The organism is Pantoea dispersa (assembly GCF_014155765.1).
GTDB lineage: Bacteria > Pseudomonadota > Gammaproteobacteria > Enterobacterales > Enterobacteriaceae > Pantoea > Pantoea dispersa.
The window spans coordinates 1-20,083 of record NZ_SCKT01000015.1; the positions used below are offsets into that span (position 1 = coordinate 1).

12 protein-coding genes and 8 pseudogenes are annotated in these 20,083 nt (G+C 50.2%); 7 read left to right on the forward strand and 13 right to left on the reverse strand.

From position 1 onward, the window contains the following. Window positions 1-270 (forward strand): annotated as a pseudogene (locus H7K56_RS23220) (hypothetical protein); the annotation flags it as partial. Window positions 271-592: 322 nt separating this feature from the next. Here the strand turns inward: H7K56_RS23220 and H7K56_RS23565 are convergent. The 7 genes and pseudogenes from H7K56_RS23565 to H7K56_RS22715 all read right to left on the reverse strand — a co-directional run bounded on the left by H7K56_RS23565 (window position 593) and on the right by H7K56_RS22715 (window position 7,955). Next, window positions 593-823: a helix-turn-helix transcriptional regulator gene (locus tag H7K56_RS23565; protein ID WP_223815733.1), complete on the reverse strand. Its 231-nt coding sequence runs from the start codon at window positions 821-823 to the stop codon at window positions 593-595. Between the two features lie 107 nt (window positions 824-930). Beyond that, a complete protein-coding gene (locus H7K56_RS22690; protein WP_150059837.1) occupies window positions 931-1,635 on the reverse strand; it encodes a fimbria/pilus periplasmic chaperone in 705 nt (234 codons plus the stop codon). Continuing rightward, a complete protein-coding gene (locus tag H7K56_RS22695) occupies window positions 1,607-3,982 on the reverse strand; it encodes a fimbria/pilus outer membrane usher protein (protein WP_223821312.1) in 2,376 nt (791 codons plus the stop codon). Before H7K56_RS22695 ends, H7K56_RS22690 begins: the two co-directional genes overlap by 29 nt. Before the next feature lie 37 nt (window positions 3,983-4,019). Further along, entirely contained in the window at window positions 4,020-4,706 is a 687-nt protein-coding gene (locus H7K56_RS22700; RefSeq protein ID WP_223815732.1) for a DUF1120 domain-containing protein, read from the reverse strand. Between the two features lie 274 nt (window positions 4,707-4,980). Beyond that, window positions 4,981-5,436, reverse strand: coding sequence for a YqeJ family protein (locus H7K56_RS22705; protein ID WP_150059836.1), 456 nt, complete (start codon window positions 5,434-5,436; stop codon window positions 4,981-4,983). Beyond that, complete coding sequence (locus H7K56_RS22710; protein ID WP_150059835.1) at window positions 5,433-6,269, reverse strand: winged helix-turn-helix domain-containing protein; 837 nt, start codon at window positions 6,267-6,269, stop codon at window positions 5,433-5,435. The genes H7K56_RS22705 and H7K56_RS22710 overlap by 4 nt, the downstream gene beginning before the upstream one ends. 413 nt (window positions 6,270-6,682) lie before the next feature. Next, window positions 6,683-7,955 (reverse strand): annotated as a pseudogene (locus H7K56_RS22715) (chloride channel protein). 153 nt (window positions 7,956-8,108) lie between these two features. On the opposite strand from H7K56_RS22715, the pseudogene H7K56_RS22720 reads away from it, so the two are divergent. Both H7K56_RS22720 and umuC read left to right on the forward strand, forming a co-directional pair. Beyond that, window positions 8,109-9,229: pseudogene (locus H7K56_RS22720) on the forward strand (IS3 family transposase). A gap of 36 nt (window positions 9,230-9,265) precedes the next feature. Next, window positions 9,266-10,220 (forward strand): annotated as a pseudogene (gene umuC, locus H7K56_RS22725) (translesion error-prone DNA polymerase V subunit UmuC); the annotation flags it as partial. A 342-nt stretch (window positions 10,221-10,562) separates the two neighbouring features. Here umuC and H7K56_RS22730 read toward each other — a convergent pair. Together H7K56_RS22730 and H7K56_RS22735 are read right to left on the reverse strand one after the other, a co-directional pair. Beyond that, window positions 10,563-10,970, reverse strand: a complete 408-nt coding sequence (locus H7K56_RS22730) for a hypothetical protein (RefSeq protein ID WP_150059834.1) — start codon at window positions 10,968-10,970, stop codon at window positions 10,563-10,565. 10 nt (window positions 10,971-10,980) lie between these two features. Next, window positions 10,981-12,148 (reverse strand): annotated as a pseudogene (locus tag H7K56_RS22735) (IS3 family transposase). A 275-nt stretch (window positions 12,149-12,423) separates the two neighbouring features. Here H7K56_RS22735 and H7K56_RS22740 point away from each other — a divergent pair. The 3 genes and pseudogenes from H7K56_RS22740 to H7K56_RS22750 all read left to right on the forward strand — a co-directional run bounded on the left by H7K56_RS22740 (window position 12,424) and on the right by H7K56_RS22750 (window position 15,626). Further along, window positions 12,424-12,657 carry a PerC family transcriptional regulator gene (locus H7K56_RS22740; protein ID WP_150059833.1) on the forward strand — a complete coding sequence of 78 codons (234 nt, stop codon included), beginning with the start codon at window positions 12,424-12,426 and terminating at the stop codon, window positions 12,655-12,657. Window positions 12,658-13,181: 524 nt separating this feature from the next. Beyond that, a pseudogene (locus H7K56_RS22745) lies at window positions 13,182-13,556 on the forward strand (transposase); the annotation flags it as partial. Between the two features lie 1,605 nt (window positions 13,557-15,161). Continuing rightward, entirely contained in the window at window positions 15,162-15,626 is a 465-nt protein-coding gene (locus H7K56_RS22750; RefSeq protein WP_150059830.1) for an ECs1072 family phage-associated protein, read from the forward strand. Between the two features lie 216 nt (window positions 15,627-15,842). Here H7K56_RS22750 and H7K56_RS22755 read toward each other — a convergent pair whose 3' ends face one another. Together H7K56_RS22755 and H7K56_RS22760 are read right to left on the reverse strand one after the other, a co-directional pair. Next, a complete protein-coding gene (locus H7K56_RS22755; RefSeq protein ID WP_150059829.1) occupies window positions 15,843-16,178 on the reverse strand; it encodes a hypothetical protein in 336 nt (111 codons plus the stop codon). Further along, a complete protein-coding gene (locus H7K56_RS22760) occupies window positions 16,175-16,423 on the reverse strand; it encodes a hypothetical protein (RefSeq protein ID WP_150059828.1) in 249 nt (82 codons plus the stop codon). The genes H7K56_RS22755 and H7K56_RS22760 overlap by 4 nt, the downstream gene beginning before the upstream one ends. 173 nt (window positions 16,424-16,596) lie before the next feature. Here H7K56_RS22760 and H7K56_RS22765 point away from each other — a divergent pair, with 173 nt between their 5' ends. Continuing rightward, the gene (locus tag H7K56_RS22765; protein ID WP_150059827.1) at window positions 16,597-17,637 is read left to right on the forward strand and encodes a CAP-Gly protein; all 1,041 of its coding nucleotides are present in this window, start codon (window positions 16,597-16,599) and stop codon (window positions 17,635-17,637) included. Window positions 17,638-18,137: 500 nt separating this feature from the next. Here the strand turns inward: H7K56_RS22765 and tnpC are convergent. Further along, a pseudogene (tnpC, locus tag H7K56_RS22770) lies at window positions 18,138-19,363 on the reverse strand (IS66 family transposase). Window positions 19,364-19,382: 19 nt separating this feature from the next. Next, a pseudogene (gene tnpB / locus H7K56_RS22775) lies at window positions 19,383-19,731 on the reverse strand (IS66 family insertion sequence element accessory protein TnpB). Window positions 19,732-20,083 lie beyond the last annotated feature (352 nt).

Consider the following 20,083-nt stretch of genomic DNA (forward strand, 5'->3'; position numbering starts at 1 on the left):
CATAAAGGCCATAAGAGTATCTTTACCCCTCCTTTTGCTTTTCCTGTCCGGGTGTACGCTCCCATCGCATCCCCCCGTCCAGAAAAATACGGTTCCCACCGAAACGCCTGTGAAAAAAGAGTGTTCCGGTCAGAATGGAAAATAAACCTGATTGCAAGCTCGTCGGAGTATGACGAAAAGATCATTCCTGAAATTGAGGAGGCGTTCTCCCGCCTGTGCTATGCCACTGACCTGCAATATATTGACCAGAAGCCCACCCGCCTTGGTTAAGTCAACACCGATGAGAAACGGGCAAAAACGCTCACCGATACGCTCAGTGACCGGAATGTGTATTATCTCTGGTTTGTAAGAGGTGGCACAGGAGCCCTGAAGGTTTACCTTCGTCTCGTGCTGTCGCTTAGCTACGACTTGCCGGTCAACCGAGTTAGTGAACTACTGCTGTACCGAGTCACCTTGCCCGGAGTAAAGTCTCCGGGCCATCATTTCAATACGATGCTCGCTGTACGCTTAATTTTGTAACGCTTACTTTTTTAAAAAAACACGGGAGAATATATTTCCCTCCAGATACTCACGCTTTAACCTGGCCCGTAACTTATCGCCTTTTATCGAAGCGTCTCACGACGAGTCCATAAACATCAGATTTGCATAAATAATTACGCTGCGATAAGTACCACACGATCAATTCGCTACTATTTCCTGCACCAATCTTTCGCATAACTTTACGTTTGAAATAGCTAACTGACTGCTTCTTTAGACCAGTTCTTTCCGCTATTTCCTCCATTTTCATACCCGTCATAAAAAACCAGATGACGGTTAATTCCACTTCACTGAGAACTACCTTGTCCCCATTGATTCCTTCAATGACCAGCAAAACGCCCCCTCTCTAAACCGTACAGAGAATCAATTATCCTTTTTATTTTTTTATAAAACCTACAGTTTTGCTTTGTTTTTTCGTAACTGATAGTTATAATCGCTGATGCTTTCCACGTTGAGGTGCATCCCATGGGCAAGCGGGCTGGAGGGTAAAGTACACATCTCCTCACCTGGTAACACATAGGGTTTACTAAAGGTCATCCTGATGTTTTTTTCATCCGTTTTCATTGTCGGAACAAAACGAAAAATCTTGGCGCTGGGGTTACTTATACAAAGTCTTCCCTGATCAATACGATAGTTCACTACCTGCCACATATCTTTCTGCTCAATATTCTTTCTCAAGTTAACCACTACGGGCAAATCCTGTCCGATAAGTATTTTCACTTTTCCTTCGCTGACATCATCCTGCGGCGGCAGGCCAGTAAAAATGACACGTGCGATATGCTCTTTGCTGTCAGGCTTGTTAGTCCGATAAATTACGCGGATGCTCTGGGTCTCGCCCGGGCCCACAATGATAGCCTGAGGTTCAGTGAACAGTGTTCCTCCTGCAAGATCATCATCCGGCAGCTTTCGAATCTTACTGTAAAGCAGTACGCTTTTATCGCCGTTGTTTTTAATATCAATGGTGGATTCATTTTTCCCTGACTCAATAAGTACGGCGGATGAGGAAGGAATAATTTCAGCCTGAGCAGGCTGGAAAATACCAGCTGCCATTAATGCCGTCGCTGCAATACTACGCGCCATTACATTTGAAGATAACATCGTTGATACTCTCCTGTGCTTTAAGATTAAAGTTATTGAGTCTGCACTGCACGTTTACTCTTGACGGTGAAGACATGCCTAATTTCTGAAGTTTATTAATGTCTTTCTCATTTATCAGAAGGATATCTTTATCGATAAATCGAGCTATGATTTTCCCGCCTTCGTCATAAAATATATCACTCTGCTGGATCCACGCCGGTTTACTTTTCCAGCGCATGAGTAAGGACCGATTGTTAACAACATTAAACTCGAAGAAAGACACCGCCCCCCTGTCAGCCGAAAATTCCCTGAAGTTATTTTTAACAACAATACCTGAAGGTAATCCTTCCGGACTGACGCGTATAAAGTCAGCCCGACCTTCAGCAACGGGACTGATGACTGCTTTACCGTCATGATTCGTTACAACGCTGTTTTGCAGCGATGCCACTTTCAGATACCGATGGATACCAGTATCCACCACTGCCCATGTATCACCAATCCTCCCCGGAGAAAAGATAACGCCTGCTCTGCTGATGGCAACTGCCCCCGAAAGTGATGCAGTGGTTATCTGGGACGTCCCGCCTTCGTCTTTACCCTGTGACAGCGACAAACCTGCTGTGGTGTAGGGAGTGCTGACATTATTGTCCAGTGTATATGACTCGGAGCGTGAAGTACCGTATACACGCTGATGGCTGGCGGTAACGGTATACCGATCCGTCACCTGTGAGCTGAGAGAGTTCGACAAACGAGCACTTTCTCCATAACTGTAATACTGGCTGCGCCAGTTGGCGTTGTGGTCTCCGAGATCCAGCGGGATACTGAGAGAAAGATTCACGCTGGCTTTATCTCTGACGGAACGGCCGGGCCCCGGTGCCATATAGGCCACCCCCATACCTAAGGAAGCCTTGCCGAGGCGCATATTCATACTGGCCGAAATTGCATCATTACTGGGTGCAGTATAGAAACGATAGTGCGTCAGTGAAATGCTTCCTGTTAAGCCGTATGAAAACTGCTGAGTCTGTGAAAGACTGATACTGCTTCGCTCAGAGTTATAATTGTCCTGCAGCGCCTGTCCAATATAGCTGAAATTTCTGCTGTTACTGCTATAGCTCAGGCTGGTATTTTTATAATTAGCGGTGACGTTCATACTCAGACTGCGCTGACCTTTTTCATTTTGGATCCCAGTCAGCCACGCTGTGGTTCGAAATTCCCCTTGGAAAGTTGAATTACTCACCGTCACTCCTCTGTATTTTCCCGCCGAAACAACAGCTACGGAGGGAGCCAGGAGTTTACCAAGTGTCTTGCTAAACTTCACACCGTTTACAATATCACGACTCCCGTTCATGGCGCGCCCTGAAAAGGCATAATATCCGGTCATGCCATCACGTTTAGCGGTTATCTGACCGCGAACAATAATCCGTGAATCGATAATTTGGTCATGGCGCTTGACCAGCACCGTAACGTCGCCGGAAAATCCCGCAACCGGAATGTTACGTAGTTCTGCATGCCCTTTTTGAATGATCTGTTTCCAGATAAGCAAATTGTTTTGCCAGATCTCCACATTGAGGACTTCGGGTGCATCATACGTAAAATTAATATAAGCGGACGCATTCCCTTCCGCAGAGGAAACTATTACACCATCAACGTAACCCGTTCCGAACCCACCGTCATTAACCATTGTACGACCAGCCCGGATCCTGACCTGGTTGAAATCACGCTCAATATAGACGTCACGCACTTGGTTGACGGCAACTGATGCGTTCCGACTCCGGAACTGGCTGTAGTTCCCGTGTGTCCGAATAATGGCATTATTAATATTTACTCCGACCTCATAGTCAGCACTGAGACTGTCGAGGGTTCCGGAATTTCCGGAATAGCGGTAGCCATACGTATTGTAATTTACGAAAGCGCCGTTTCCTCCACCTAATCTTCTCTGACCACCAGGTTCCTTGAGGAATTCAGCCGGCACGCTGATTCGCAAAGAAGTATCTGAACGGTCGTATTTAAAGTTAATTATTTTTTTTAAAGTAAAAAAAACGCCGTGATTATTATACCTATGAATTAGCCAACCATTATTTTTAACTCCGGATTTTAATTTTATTTCTTTAGAAAAAAACAACATCCCTCCCTGATAGTTAATTTCTCCTGAAGCAACATAATTTTCATTTATGTAAATTTCAGCTTTAGTGTATCCCTGAGGTATAACGTGCCGATTTAATGCATCACTGAGCTGGCCGACAGAAATACCATTTGCAGACATGAGATTCTCATCAAAATGTAGATTTTCGCTCAGAGCCTTTGCAATAAAAACAAAATAAAATAAAACAAAATAAAAAAGGTATTTTTTTTGCATATTAAAATCAGGCATCTACTGATGAGATGCCTGCTACACTTGACTAAATGAATCAGAAGTAACGCACGTTAACTTGTGCAGTACCCTGCCAGTCTACTTGCTGAGCATTTGTAATCTGATTACCTTTATTCAGCTGTGGCTCAATATCCAGTACCCAGGAGATTGATTTACCCGACGCAGGTTTGCCTGTCGCTTCATCCCATGGGGTCCAGTCCTCAGTTTTTTTGTAACTCCATGCTGAATTCAACACTCGAGTGAAGGCAGTGCTGTCATGTGCACCACTGTTCTGATAGCCGAATGAGGTTGAGTTAGTAACTCCATCTACTGTTGATGAAACCGGAGTGATGGTGAAATTGCCTAATTTATTTCCGGTTACCGGATCCATACCCAAGCCAAAAATACGTGAGCTATCAGCATGCCCACTCTGGGTTGAAGTATTCTGTCCCACCATAGCGCTGTTTTCATTTGGATCTGTTGCCCAGAAAGCTACACTTTGTGCTGAAGGACAGCTGATCTGCAAAGTGACTTGTTTCTTGGGGAACGTATTGAATGACGTTTGATTCAGGTTCTCATGTTGAGTAATACCCCAGTCAAGTGAATCACCACCTATAACGCTGGCAGTACAGGCATTAGGTGCAATGACCCCATGAACGTTAATATCCATGGCAGCAAAAGATGGGTTAGCTAACAAAAAAGCACCTGTAATACTTAATGCAGTAACAACTTTATTTAAAGACACGAAAACACCTCCAATTTAGCTTTTAAAAATAATTCATCAGCCTCACCCGGCTGATGAGAAATGAAATATAACGGAATGATATTTAGGAGGGTAGTTAAAAAAGATCAAGAAAAATAAAATTATCTTTTATTAAAAAAATATTAATAAATTCAATAGGTTATAGAACTCTCTTTAATCCTTAATGTCATTCCCAGAGAAAAAAAAACAAACCGAAACAGCGTCCTGAGCAGGAAGCTGAAACGGTTATAAATTTCAAATAAAATTTTTTAACAGCTCAAGATTTTTCACATAGAAAAAGTGGAACTGTTTCAGATGAAATCAGCGAAGCATTTTTACTGACCGGTCGGATAGTCCATACAAGTGATTTACCCGACTCATAAAAGAAAGCAGGCAACCACTTGTGTTCCTGGTCCTTACTGAGAGTCATCTGTGGCGACCTTGAAATGGCCTGAGAGATAACTAAATAGGTATAACCCTTTTTCTCGTAAGTAAATCTTATAGTCTTACTGATGTAGCCAGCTACTTTATCCCTTTCATATAAAACTCCTGAAATTGATAATGTTCCAGTGCCGGAAAAAAGATTCTGATAAACGACCATATTCAGCATCTCTTTGTTTTTGACGAAAGAAACCTCTGCTTTACATGTCTCATATGTGACGTAATTATCACCATATGAAATACAAAGAAAAGTTAAAAGCCCTGAAATTATTAATAGTATTAATCTGTTCATTTACCCATATTCTTAATATAATAAACCGAATGACACCGAGGTGCCTCTTTACCGACCAGCGGATTACGGCAGAGGACAAGTGATGTACGGTCAGAAAACCTGTAACTTGTAATGTAGATATAACGGTTATTTTCACAACTGAGACCAAGACCACCTATCAGCCTGAACATTTTATCCTCCTGAACATCATTATCCCTGTTTGAGAAAATAATACATTCTTTGTAATAAACAGGTTTTGAATTAAATAAAGCGTACTTTCTTGTATGAACCCCCATGAAATAAGCTAATATACCTATCGCAATACCTAATAAAATAACTAACAGCCTGCTCATTTTTGCGTAACCTCGCGTCAGGACATGGCTTTCGGCTGCTAATGGCAGGATAGATTGTAACTGATTCATTTCAAAACCTTCTGTTTCATCAATTAAATTAATCTTCTCATCGGGTTTAGCACCTGTTTTATCTTCATTATTACCATTCTCTTCATGAATCCGCTCTGGTCCGTTCCGGTTAATATCTGTCAATGGCGATAAGATAAACCCCCTTCGGGGCATTGTTCTGATAATATCCTGCTTTATACCGGCTTTACTAAGCGACTTTCGTATTGTAGAGATGTTCTGATACAATGACGTAGAAGTGGGTTCCATGCCAAATCGTCGCCAAGCATATTCATAGAATTGATCGTGCGTAACCAGATTTCCGATATTATCTATAAGAAGCTCAAAACACAGCGCGGCTGAGGCGCTAATCGTGTATATTCCGTTTTCATTCGAAATTCTCTTCTTCTCTGGCTCGAAATTAACCACACTATTTATAATTATTTTCCTGCTCATAGTCTCCTCCAGTGTTATGACCACCCAGTCCCGCGTCGCGTCAATTTCCAGGAAAAAATCATTTTCATCAGGATTTTTCTTTAAAATTAGCGATTTTCATCAAGTTGGGGAAATACCTATCAGTAATGCAATACCTTAAAGGGCGGATTGATTATAAATTTTCATTCTTTTTGCATCTTTTTATCGGATAATCTCATTCTTTTTCTCTAAATGTAAGATATGTTTGTGATCCGTGTTAATTTTAGCATCCATTTTCAAAAAAAACCTGAGTATTGCCTTCAGATTAAATTTTGTTCATGCCGCGATGAACTTAGCTGAAAGCACTAACCGATAACCTTAATTTTGCTTAGAAATCAATGACAATCTTCTATGTGGTTTTGACAGATTGGCTCTTAACTGATGTCCTCACCGTTTCAGTATTGGTATTTTCCATCAAGAATGCGGCAGGTGAGATAAGAGCCTGCCGTACATAACAGCACCGGAACAAAATAACTGTGCTCCATCTGGGTAAATTCCATCACAAGGACGACTGCGGTAAGGGGCATCTGCATGGATGCCGCCAGAAATGCAGCGCCTCCAACAAGTGCAAAACTGGGGGCATTACCGCCAAGAAAAATAAGCTGCCATCCGGCACAAAGCAGAAGACTCAATAGCCCGCCGACCGTAAAGGCTGGCGTCAGCAGGCCGCCCTCCGTGCCACCCCGCAGAACGGCCAGGATCACCAGAATTTTCAGTCCCAGCAAAACAGCAGCGTGGCGATAATCAAATTCATCACTGATGGCCATCTGCATCGGTCCCTTACCGTTACCCGGTAACTGAGGATAATAAAGACTCAGGACAGCGAGCACGGTAAAGGCAATAAGACAGATAACAGGCATCTGCCAGTTACTTTTGACCCCGGCGCGGGATTTCCCTGTGATAATCCGGAATCCCCATGCCGCAAGGCCCAGCAGCGGGCCCGCGAGACAGGCCCAGAGTATAAAGGTATGAGTAAGCGCAACGGACAGAAAATGATACTGTGATTCATTCCCCAGGCCGAGTATGGCGCTCCAGGCCGCGAGCGCAGAGGTGACGACGGCGGCGAATGCTTTTTCCCAGCTAAAAGCGATCAGCAGAACTTCCAGACTAAACAAGGCCCCAGCCAGCGGCACATTATAGACAGCCGCCAGGCCAGCGCCTGCACCACAGGCAATCAGAATCCGTACCTCGCCCTCGTTTAGACCCAACCGGCGCGCGATGGTGCCTCCGGCAAGCGCCCCCACTGGGACGTGGGGCAACCTCACGTCCCAGTGGGGAGCCCAGCGCAACAGTCACGATCTGTAGCAGCGCATGAACGGTCGTGGTGCTCGGGGGCATTGCCCGGGAGGGCACAGAGACAGCGTCCTTGATCGAGACGCGAGGTTGACCATAACGACCCAGCAACCACCATCCGAAGCCCGAGATAACACCGCCAGTCACGATAGCTGCAAGGCGCCGCACGAAGGAAGAATCACTGACGCCCTGAAGAAAAGAGACCGTACCGATGACATGCGACAGGCTGCAGCCAAACGCGTAGTGCTGCACAGCATGTAAAATCAGTCCCAGCGCCATCCCTGCCAGACCTGCCGCTAAGCCTGTTGCGACAACAGCAACAAGCCTGATAAAATAACTGACGTTTCCTGCTAAGTCTTTCTTTTTTTTCTGAATCCCTGAGTTTTTATATCGGTATAGTAACGAACGTCACCTCAATAGTGTCTCACTGACGAGCCAGGCAGGGGAAATGGTAACCTGACCTGCTCCTAGTTGATTAACACACCCCGATGTTAGTAATGTCTTCATAAGCCACATGAGGACATCCCCATGAAGAAGCGTTTTCCCGACGAACAGATCATCAGTATTCTTCGCGAAGCGGAAGCTGGGGTTTCTGCTCGTGAGCTCTGCCGTAAGCACGCCATTTCCGATGCCACTTTCTACACCTGGCGCAAGAAGTTTGGTGGCATGGAAGTTCCTGAGGTGAAGCAGCTTAAATCTCTTGAAGAGGAGAACGCCAGACTCAGGAAGCTGCTTGCCGAAGCCATGCTGGATAAGGAGGCGCTTCAGGTGGCTCTGGGGCGAAAGTACTGACGACAGACCACAAGCGGGAAGCCATTAAGTTTATGTGTGATGCGACCGGTCTGTCGCAACGTCGTGCCTGCAGGCTTACTGGTTTGTCTCTGTCGACCTGCCGCTACGAGGCTCAGCGTCCGGCGGCTGATGCGCATTTATCAGGGCGCATCACTGAACTGGCACTGGAGCGCAGGCGTTTTGGCTACCGCCGCATCTGGCAGTTGCTGCGTCGGGAAGGCCTTCACGTCAATCATAAGCGGGTATACCGTATATACCACCTTAATGGACTGAGCGTAAAACGCAGACGACGCCGTAAAGGGCTGGCAACCGAACGGTTTCCGCTTCTGCGCATGGATGCGCCGAACCTGACATGGTCGATGGATTTCGTTATGGACGCAATGGCCAACGGTCGGAGGATCAAGTGCCTGACCTGTGTGGATGATTTCACTAAGGAGGGTCTGACGATCACCGCTGCTTTCGGTATTTCAGGCGTTCAGGTCACGCGTATTCTGGACAGCATCGCGCTGTTTAGGGGCTATCCGGCGACAATAAGAACCGATCAGGGCCCGGAATTTACCTGCCGCGCGCTCGATCAATGGGCCTTTGAGCATGGTGTGGAACTACGGCTTATCCAGCCAGGTAAGCCAACGTAGAACGGATTTATTGAGAGTTTCAACGGTCGCATTAGAGATGAGTGTATGAATGAACACTGGTTCAGCGATATTCTTCATGCCCGGAAAACAATTAATGACTGGCGGCAGGATTATAACGAGTGCCGTCCCCATTCATCGCTGGATTACCAGACACCAGCTGAATTCGCAACGGACTGGCGAAATAGGAAATATGAAGAAAAACCAACCGACATTACTAACTGAAGTTAGTATCTAATCCTGGGGGCAGATCAAAACCACTCGTTATCGAACGGGGTCATGATGGCACTGGAGGAAATGACGCCGAAGGTTGAGCAGTACTCAATTGACGAGATGTTCCTCGATTTAACCGGCATCGATGGCTGCGAGGACTTTGAGCACTTCGGCCGGCGCCTGCGCGCGCACGTGCTCGCCACGACCGGTCTGACCGTCGGCGTGGGCATGGGGCGCCTACTAAAACCCTGTCAAAATCGGCGCAGTGGGCCAGCAGGGAGTGGCCGCAATTCCGGGGAGTGCTGGCGCTGACGCCGGGCAATCCGAAGCGCACCGCAACGCTGCTGGAAAACCAGCCCGTTGAGGAGATATGGGGCGTTGGCCGGCGTATCGGCAAAAGCCTCAACCTGATGGGTATCGAAAATGCTCTGCAGCTGGCGCGCGAGCACCCTGCCCTCATCCGAAAGAATTCAGCGTGGTGCTTGAGCGCACCGTTCGCGAGCTCAACGGTGAATCGTGCATTCCCCTTGAGGAGTTTGCGCCGGCGAAACAGCAGATCGTCTGCAGCCGCTCTTTTGGTGAGCGCATTACGACAAAAGTGGCCATGCAGGAAGCGCTGTGTCAGTACGCCACCCGGGCGGCGGAGAAGCTGAGAAATGAGCGCCAGTTCTGCCGGCGCATCAGCGTTTTTATCCGGACCTCGCCGCACGCGCAGGGAGAAGTCTTCTACGGCAACAGCGCCGGCGAGAATCTCACCCTGCCCACGCAGGATACGCACGACGTAATCGGGGTGGCCATGCGATCGCTCGACCGCATCTGGCTTGACGGGCGACGCTACATGAAGGCCGGCATCATGCTCGATGACTTTACGCCAGACGGCGTCAGTCAGCTGAATCTGTTCGATGAGGATAAGCCGCGGGCCAACAGCGCGCAGCTGATGAAGGTACTGGACGGCATCAACCAGTCCGGGCTCGGCAGCCTGTGGTTTGCGGGCCAGGGCGTGATGTGATTGGCTGGATAAATCCGGACCGGCTTAAAAACTTCCTCAGCCACGGCGCAGACAGGCGCTTTCGCGCGCTGTGCTCCGTTGACGGACTGAATGCTTACTGTAATCCTGCCAAAATCAGCCAGACGGCTGTGATTCCGGACGACAACCAGGCTGAGGCGATCTGTCAGGCACTTCTGAACTCCGGGTATACCCGGCTCATACGGACGGATGGCTCAGAGCTGATCGTTGCGGGAACGGACATTCCCGCAGCCTGGCGCCCTGTTCAATAGCTTCCTGAGAGAGCCTGACTGAGTCCAGAGCAACCGCAGCGCCGGGAGAGACGTGCGCTGCATTTACTCAGGCGCCAAGCATTCTGCTGACAAAATCAACGTATTCTGCGTTTTGTCCTCCCTGCCGGAATGCCTTTTCCTGCACAAGGTCTCTGTTAGGCCTGAAGCAGATCAAATGGCGATCTTCATACAGCCTGACCGGCGAATAAAAGCCGGGTTTGCCGTCACGGATCAGGTCACGCAGCGCCCGTAAGCATCCTCCGGCCAGTACGTCACAGAGCTGCACGCCCGGGCTATCCAGCGAGTCAACTTGACTGACCTCTCTGAGCTTAAGCGGGTAGCTGACAGAGGCATCATCAGACAGCCTGAATTCGGCGGGCTGATCGCAGCCTATAAACCGCATCAGATAATCGTGATACTGCAGCAGATTTTGAGAGCGGTCATGCTCAATCAGGTACGCATCAGCTGACATCATTTTGAAGTGGTCAACAAAAACTGGCCACCGCGTTAGAGTTTTTCCAGTATCGGTTTTCCGATTCGTTTGATGGTAATCCACCGTTATATTCATGCGGCCTGAGCGATCTGTAATACCCGACGATATAGTCCGTTATTGCGTGAGCTGCATCGCTGAAGCTTACATAGCCCGTCACCGGCACCCATTCGTTCTTCAGACTCCTGAAGAAGCGTTCCATTGGACTGTTATCCCAGCGGTTTCCACGCCGACTCATACTCTGCCTGATCCGGTATCGCCACAGTAACTGCCGGAACTGCCTGCTCGTATAATGATTGCCTTGATCGCTGTGGAACATCACCCCGACGGGCTTACCACGGGTTTCCCATGCCATTTCCAGTGCTTTCATGGTGAGCCTGCTGTCCGGCGAGAACGACATAGCCCAGCCCACGGGTTTTCTTGCGAACAGGTCGAGAACAACGGCGAGGTACGCCCAGCGCTTACCCGTCCAGATATAGGTCACATCACCGCACCACACCTGGTTTGGTTCCGTTACGGCGAACTGTCGCTCAAGATGATTCGGGATAGCAACGTGCTCATTACCGCCGCGCTTATACTGGTGAGTCGGCTGCTGGCTGCTGACCAGCCCCAGCTCTTTCATGAGCCTGCCAGCAAGCCAGCGCCCCATCTGGTAGCCTTTCTGGGTTGCCATCGTGGCGATGCTTCTTGCTCCGGCCGAACCATGGCTGATGCTATGCAGTTCAAGTACCTGGCTTCGTAATACAGCCCGTGTGCCGTCTGGCTTTTCAGGACGGTTTTTCCAGTATTTGTAGCTGCTGCGATGAACCCGAACACATGGCAGAGAGTGGCCACAGGATAACGCGCCCTGAGTTTCCCGATTATCGAGAACTGTTCAGGGAGTCTGACATCAAGAGCGCGGTAGCCTTTTGTAATATTTCGTTTTCCATTTCAATACGTTGCATTTTCTTCCTGAGCTCACGTATTTCGATTTGTTCCGGCGTTATCGGGGAGGCTTTTGGCGTTTTGCCCTGACGCTCATCACGCAGCTGTTTAACCCAGCGCGTCATGGTAGAAAGCCCTATATCCATCGCTTTAGCCGCTTCAGCAACGGTGTAATTCTGATCGATGACAAGCTGGGCTGATTCGCGTTTGAACTCTGCACTGAAATTTCTTTTTTTCATTGGGGCACCTGTGTTGTTCTGAGGTGAGCATATCACCTCTGTTCAGGTGGCCAAATTTAGTAAACCACTTCATGCCGACAGAACCGGCCTGACTGTAAATAATGTGGTGAATAATCTGCGGAACGAGTTCAAAGGGATAGCGCATCAACAGGCTCCTGTTTGTAAACGGAAGTTCATTTTCTGGGAATGCGCTCTGGGTGAAATAAAGAACTATGATTACCATTATGAAAGAATAGATGGCACTCATGAGGCAAGAGTTACGCCGGTGGAGGCATATGGAACTGAAAGACACTGTAGCAGAATCACTGGAAAGACGGGGCTTATGGCGACGGGCTGCACGCCGCTGGCTGACCGTGATGGATCAGATTACGGAAGATGCCGAACGCGAGGCCATTGCCCGCCGCAGAGAGCGATGTCTGGGTATGGCGGCCAATATCACGCCTGATGGTCGCAGAAGCGAAACACGGCGTCTGTATAAGATTCAGAGCCGTTTCAGTGATGGATATTGATGCAGGAAAGTGGAGCTGCCGTAACGATTCAGATAAAACAAAAGCCTCATCCGTCTGGATAAGGCTTTTGGCCCGGTGTGAGAGGAATGATTGGACGGGTATACAGATCACACCAGGCAATTATTTAAATACAAAAACACGTTTGTGTTGTCAATAAAGTAACTTTGAAAAGGCTCAAACCGAATGAGTCAAAATAATCGCGGGCTCTATGCCGCCCGCGCCCGCTGCCTGACAAACAGGCAGGGCCGTTTTAACTGAACACCTCGCCGTCTGTAACCCTGTCGATCTCCTTCAGCACCCATAACATTCGGTGGCATCCGGTACGCAGATGTTCCAGCGCAGACTGCCTTCGAACTCAGCTTCACCAGGCCACTGTTACCAACGGTGCAAAACTGCTCCACCCCGATGGCCGTGAAAGTATCAGTCGGGTCATGAGGGCCCTCAAGGCTGAACTTGCTCTTGTGACCCGCATGATGAATCGTCAGGTACGACAGCATTTCCGCGATCAGGCCCGCCAGATGACCAGCGTGAAGGGCGTGGCGGAAATCACCGCCACCACCCTGCTGGCCGAACAGCCGGAGCTGGGTACCCTGAGCCGCAGGGAAATCAGCGCGCTTGTCGGTGTCGCCCCCGTTAACAGAGACTCAGGAAAAATGCGGGGAAGACGAACGATTTCTGGCGGAAGGGCCGGCGTGCGCTGCACGCTTTACATGGCGGTCATAACCGCCATTCAGTTTAATCCGGCAATCAGGGCCTTTTATGTCAGGTTAGTTGAAGCCGGTAAGGCTAAAAAGGTGGCGCTGGTTGCCTGCATGCGTAAGCTGCTGACCAGCCTGAACGCCATGGTCAAAAGCGGGACGTACTGGGAGGACCATTTCACGTCAACCCCGGCAATTTAGTGAATTAAAAACTCAGTCCGGTTCTGAGATTAATTTCATCAGAGCTGTTTCGATGCCACCCTGAAAAAGTTCTGCAGGGCCATCAGTGCTCTGCTGGTTATAGCTGTTTCTGATACCATCACGGCGTCAAACTGATCTGGCCACGTCGTGAAGCGGCTCATACCTGTGAAGGAACAAAACGAACCAGATGTCAGCTTAAGCTGCGTTGGTCTTTTAATCCGGGCATTCAAAGACGCTCTGCGAGCGCCTGATAAAACAGGTCTCATTGTGAAAAAAGAACGTTTTTACGCCCTTATACTCTGATTATTCAACTTAAATGTAACCGATTACAATATTCGAATAATGTTTTCCCTACCCAAAGGGAGGTTGCGCATCAGGTACGGAGACATGCTCATGTATCATGGAGAGTCTTTGCAAAACAGAACAGTCAATCCTTCTTGGTACTTTCGATGAGTGACTCCAGAAACTTACGTTGTTTATCATTCAAATCAAGCGATTTTACTTTTTCCCGAATGCTTTCACTGCTTTTGTCTGTGGGCTGTGATGGTTTTGCTTTGTCAGGCTGTGCTCCATAAACGAACGCGGCGAAAATGCTACCCCATACCAGACAGCAAAAAATTAACATAATAATCCAGGCAGTTCTGCGACTTACTTTCATCATTTATCCCGGTAATCGATAAGAACACGTAAGACAATTCTCATGTGATGTGGTTCTTGGTGTAAGCGATTACAGTGATATCTGCGGCATTTACAGTGCTATGGATAGCTGTAGTAAAATTTCCATCTGAAATAGTTTCATTCTGTGGGAAGATATCTAAGTACCTTAGTACTGTTGTTAGCGCTCAGACTCTTATGGCTGTTTACGATGCCATCCCAATATCATAATACTGCTCTGAACGCCATGGTCAAAAGCGGGACAAACCGGGAGGATCATTTAAAAACACTTTAATAATTTACTGGGCCAGAAATTCATAGTAGCTCTGAAAGAGCATTAAAATTCTTTAAATGGAACCTGGTAAAAGGTTGCTTTCAGTTAGCTTATTTTCAAGCATAATTGCCCACGTGAGATATCAGAAACGTAGTTCAGGATGCTTACAGAGTGCAATGGAATCAACCCGCAGCCCGTTACTTCGCTTACGGGTCTGCGGGTATAAGCAACTTATTGTTACAATATAACATTTGAAGTTGCGCCCGAATTTTTTGCAATGACACGGTACAGGTGGGCGGCGTTGACTCCGTGCCGTGTGTCGCTGCGACCCGCCTGACAAATGGCCGTCTTGCCAGTAACATCCGGCAAGGCGGCTTCCCTTGAGTGCTCCTGCAAATGCCAGCGGCTGCGGAGTCAGTTTTTATCAGCAGCCGTAGCGTAAATGCGGGCCCGATAATCCTTACTGTCCGTTCCACTTGCTTGGCTTTTTCACATCTCAGCCGTTCTCTCTGGCTGCGGTTTTCCCGGTGACGATGAAAGTACGCCCAGACAGCCCCGGAACAGGCATAAAGGAAAATGATGATGACGACATGAGCGCAGCAGCCCCGCCCTTGCTCTACAGCGACGGCACTCAGAAGGATAACGCCTGCTCTCTCATATCTTCTAAGAGGTAAATAATGACAATAGCCCCAGACAGGGAATCCAGACTATTCGAAACGATATATAAAAATGTCCTTTCCGCCTTGGGTATGCCCGGCGTTACCCGCTTTGGCAGTACACTTAAGGCTTATGTAACCTACCGTACGTTAATTATTTTTAAACTTGATTTGATGCTGTACGACTATAAAGAGAAGAACGATCCATTTCGCTTTACTCTGCGCGGTCGGGCTGCGTTGGACTCGTTTCTTTTTAACTACAAAGGAATTACCTTTGATAAATCAGCCACATTAACGCTCCATGAGGTGCTAACTTTACTTGCGCCCGAAATTCAGGCGTATCAGATCCCTAATGACGTTATGCAACTTCTGAAAAAAAAACCTGAGTTCAGTTTTGAGCCTTTTGAGAGAAACTTTTCAGCATCACAGCCGGATTTCTTCGGAACCGAATGGGATCCTGAACTTCTGGACAGGCAGTATCGCTGATCAGCGAAGCTAGACACGTATTGCCCGCGCACCATCGACAAAAAATCACCATCAGATGATATGCAAGCACAGTTGCTTGTTTGCGATGCCGCCCGGCTACCGTGAGGGCACGGCACTTTATGCCCGCCGACGGCATAAGCGTGGAGCGAAGCGACGTCATCATTATCTTTCCCGTGAAAAGCGCCGCCCGCCGGGCGGCCGCCTAAGTAGTCGTTTTCAGCCCCGGAAATCAGGCCAGTGGCAACCGCACCGGTCGCTCACCACGGGTGCCATAAACGTACCGGTTACTTCCCACTCATCCAGAAAATGGAGGCCGGAAAGTGTCACTGCCTGCTGCGCATCAAGTTGCACGAGAGATTTCAGCCAGACGTCATTGCCGTCAAAGCGCCAGTAACAGCCTTCACTCTCACGGGGTTCGCCCTTCCACCACGTACGGCCCATGAGCATGCAGCCCGCCTCTGCCAGCTGCTCATCCGGTGACAGGATGAGCATATGCTCCTCTGAGCAGGCGCCCTGCCACTCTGCCTGAAAGGAAGCCAGCCAGGTGTTCACTCTTTTTCCTCCCATTTTGCCAGAATCGTGTCAGCGCAGTGGCGCAGGAAGTGCCAGCTGAGACTGATATCCGCATCGAGCGTGGCATCGGCCAGCGCGATCGTGGCCAGCACCTCATCGGACGTCAGCTCCGGTGCCACGTCTTCGAAATCATCGGCTACCCACAGGTGCACTACGCAGGGTGTGTCTGGTGCAAAACGCTGCAGCTGTTCGGCCAGCTGGCCAGTGGTGAGAGGGTGATTCATGTAAGCGTCTCACCTGCACCGTCTTGCGCTTTATCGCTTCGGCCCACTTCACTCTGACAGCACAGGTGATGCTTGTTTCTTCTAATCGGCTTTGAGTGCCCCATATTTTTACTAAGATTAATCTGGGCGTGGATTAATCCCGTCTTTTTAATAGCTTTTAAATGGAGATTACAATGGAACTTGTAAAAGAAGCGGAACTGAACAGAAGCGTCTCGTGGGGCAGCATCATTGCGGGCGTGGTAACGGTAATGGCTGTGTCCCTGCTGCTGACCACGCTTGGGTCAAGCCTTGGTTTTTCAATGCTTTCACCTCAGTCTGACGATGTCATTAACGGTGCTGACAAGGCTGTTATTATCTGGTCAGTCATCTCGATAGTGCTGAGTCTGGCCTGCGGCGGTTTTGTGGCCGGCAGGCTGGCGGGCGCGGATGGAACCATCCATGGCTTTCTCTCATGGGCCACATCTCTGCTTGTTGCTTCCGTGCTGGGCTTCGCCGCCGCTGGCGGCATTCTGCATATGGCGGCAAGCGCCGTTGGCGCGGCAGCATCTGCCACGGGCTCAGCCGTGAGCGGACTGGGTAGCGCCGCAGGAAAAGCATCGGGCGCAACAGCCGATATCGCTCAGAATATTGCTGACAGGATCGGACTGAACACGCAGCTCACAGCCCCGCAGGCGGACAAACAGGTACTGGATGCGCTGGGCAGGAGCAACATTAAAGAACTTCAGCCGGAATTTCTGCAGTCCCAGCTTCAGGCAGCGGGGAGTGATATTGCAGATTCGGTCAAATATTTGGCTGTTAACCCGGGCAACAGTGACGCCATTATTGATACGCTGAGCGGTAAACTGAAGTCACGGGCGGATGCAGTCAGCAAAGGTGTCGACAGGAATGAGGTGAAAAAAGCGCTGGCAGAAAATACCCGTCTGTCACCGGAAGAGGCGGACAGGGCCGTCGATAACTTCATTCAGGCGCGTGACAAAACCGTTCAGGAGGTAAGCGACCGTATGGCCCGGCTCCAGAGTAATCTGAACGATGCGAAGGCGCAGTACGCGGAATTCAAAAAGCAGGCAAAAGAGAAAGCTGACGAAGCCGCCAGCGCGGCTGCAAAAATCGCTCTGTGGTCATTCATCGCTCTTCTGGCGGGGGCTGTTGTCAGTGCGCTGGCCGGTTTGTGGGGGGTGAATACTCACCCTGCCCACCGGAAAATCAGGGCCTGAAGAAACCGGAGAGCATAATAATTACGCAGGCATTCCGGTGCTCTTTTCTGATGTGTAGCTCATCTCTGGATTCAGCATAAATAAAAAGGGCTGCGGCTAAAGCCGCAGCCCTTTTGTCTGCTGAAAACTGCAACTGTCCCGGACGTGTCGGGTGCCTCCCGATAGGTCAGAAAAGCCAGAACCTGACCTGCCGTTTCTGCTCATTGCCAGGATGATTATGTTTGTATCTGACTTGGCCCCGCCGCTTAGGGGGATTCACATCCGTTTGTTTACATCCATCAGATTTCCTGTAGAAAACTGAGCGGTGCCGGGTGCCTCCCGGTGAGTCAGGAATAGCCACAACCTGACCCGCTTATTGGCCAAGGCATTCACCCCTTTTGTGGCTTAGCCCCGCCGCTTAGGGGGATTCACCGCATAAGAAAAATAGCACATTTATCACGATAACCTGAGGCATCTTTATTTATAACTGGCGCTGATGTGTTCCGGTCAGTAAAGAACTTTCACAGATCATTCAGGTTTTCTGGAATAAATCTCCACGGCAGCAGCTCACCTATACGGTTCACTGGCCAGTCCTGAATATGCCTCAGGACATAACGCAGCCATACCTCCGGGTCTATGCCGTTAAGCCGGCAGGTGCCGATCAGCGAGTACAGAACCGCTGCCCGCTCCCCACCTGCGTCTGAACCTGCGAACAGCCAGTTTTTCCGGCCCAGGGCTACGCCACGCAGCGCGTTCTCCGCGATGTTGTTGTCAATTTCCGCCCAGCCGTTACCGCAGTACAGGTTCAGCGCCTCCCACTGTTTCAGCAGGTAGGCGAACGCCTTTGCCGTATCCGAGTGGCGCGAGAGCACCGTCATCTGCGCCTGTATCCAGTCGTACAGCGACTGCATCAGCGGCACGGTCTGCGCTTTCCGGACCGCCAGCCGTTCCTCTGCCGGGCTTCCGCGTATCTCCGCCTCGATGGCATACAGCTCGCCGATGCGCTTCAGCGCTTCGGTGGTGATACCGGTCGGCGTGCGGGCATGAACGTCGTGGATTTTCCGCCGGGCGTGGCACGACTCAGCTCCACGCCCTGACGGCGGTATATCTCCGACTGACGATAGTGAGGCGTGTGCTCCGCGAACTTCGCCGTGACGATGCGCGCCAGCAGGCCGGGGCCCGCGTAGCTGCGCTCTATGGGTTTTGACGGCATGGGGGCCTGAACGATGTGGTCACAGCGGCAGCAGGCCAGCTTCGGCCGCTGCGTCTCGATGACCTTAAAGGCGCTGCTGATGAGCTCCAGCTGTTCCGACACGTCGCAGCCCAGCGCGCTGAGCTCGCCGCCGCAGGCCGGACAGGCGGTTTCTGTCGGTGGCAGCATGCGGATTTCACGGTGAAGCGAGGCCGGCAACGGTTTGCGGGCGGAAGACTGGCGCAGCGGCGGCGGAAGTACCGGGTCATGCTGTTCACCCAGGACCTCTGCCATCTCCTCCTGCAGGGCGCTGATGCGCTCCTCTGCCTGACGCACCTGACGCTGCATATTCCCCCGCAGCTTTTCGGAGCTTTTGCCGAACTGCATCCGCTGCAGCTTCGCAACCAGCGCTTTCAGCCGGCTGATTTCGCTGGCGTACGCCGCCACCCGTTGTGACAGGAGGCGGTTGTTTTCGGCCATCTGCTCAAGGCTTCGCTGCTGTGTGTCCAGCAGCGCCCTGAGGCGGACATTTTCTGCAGAAAGTGAGCGTTCCATGCGCTCACATAACGCCGGTTCAGATGCGCAGGCCAGGAGGATTTATCCGCTGCGGATGCTTCCAGTTAATGCCTTCCAGCAGCATGGCCAGCTGGGCCTGCGTGAGGTGCACCCTGCCGTCCCGGTTCACCGGCCAGACGAAACGCCCCCGCTCAAGGCGCTTCGTAAAAAGACAAAGACCATCGGGGTCTGCCCAGAGGACCTTAACCATATCGCCGCGCCGGCCCCGGAAGATGAACAGGTGGCCGCTGAAAGCGGTCGGCACGCAGCGTGTTCTGCACCTTCGCCGCCAGCCCGTTGAAGCTGCAGCGCATGTCAGTCACGCCGGCAACCAGCCAAATACGCGCGCCCGCCGGAAAGCTAATCATACCTCACCCTCGCGGAGTTCACTGACCAGTGCACGCAGCAGCTCCGGTGTCACGGGGCCGGTCAGGCTCAGGGTGCCGCCAGGCAGCGTCAGCTTACAGCTGATGACGGGGGGCGAAACAGGGGCCCCACTGCTCTGCCTGACCGGTACGGGAACAGCACGCAGATATAGCAGAATTTTTGCTGTCAATCGACCTCAGCAATCCGGAGCGGTATTTAATCTAATCAACCCGGTCCCTGCAACCAGGACCGATCTCATTACGCCTGCTCCCGCCCTGATTTGCGGGACTGAACACCTGCGAAGCCAGCCGGATAAAGTCAGACCGTGCAGCTGAACCTCCTGCCGGCTCCGCC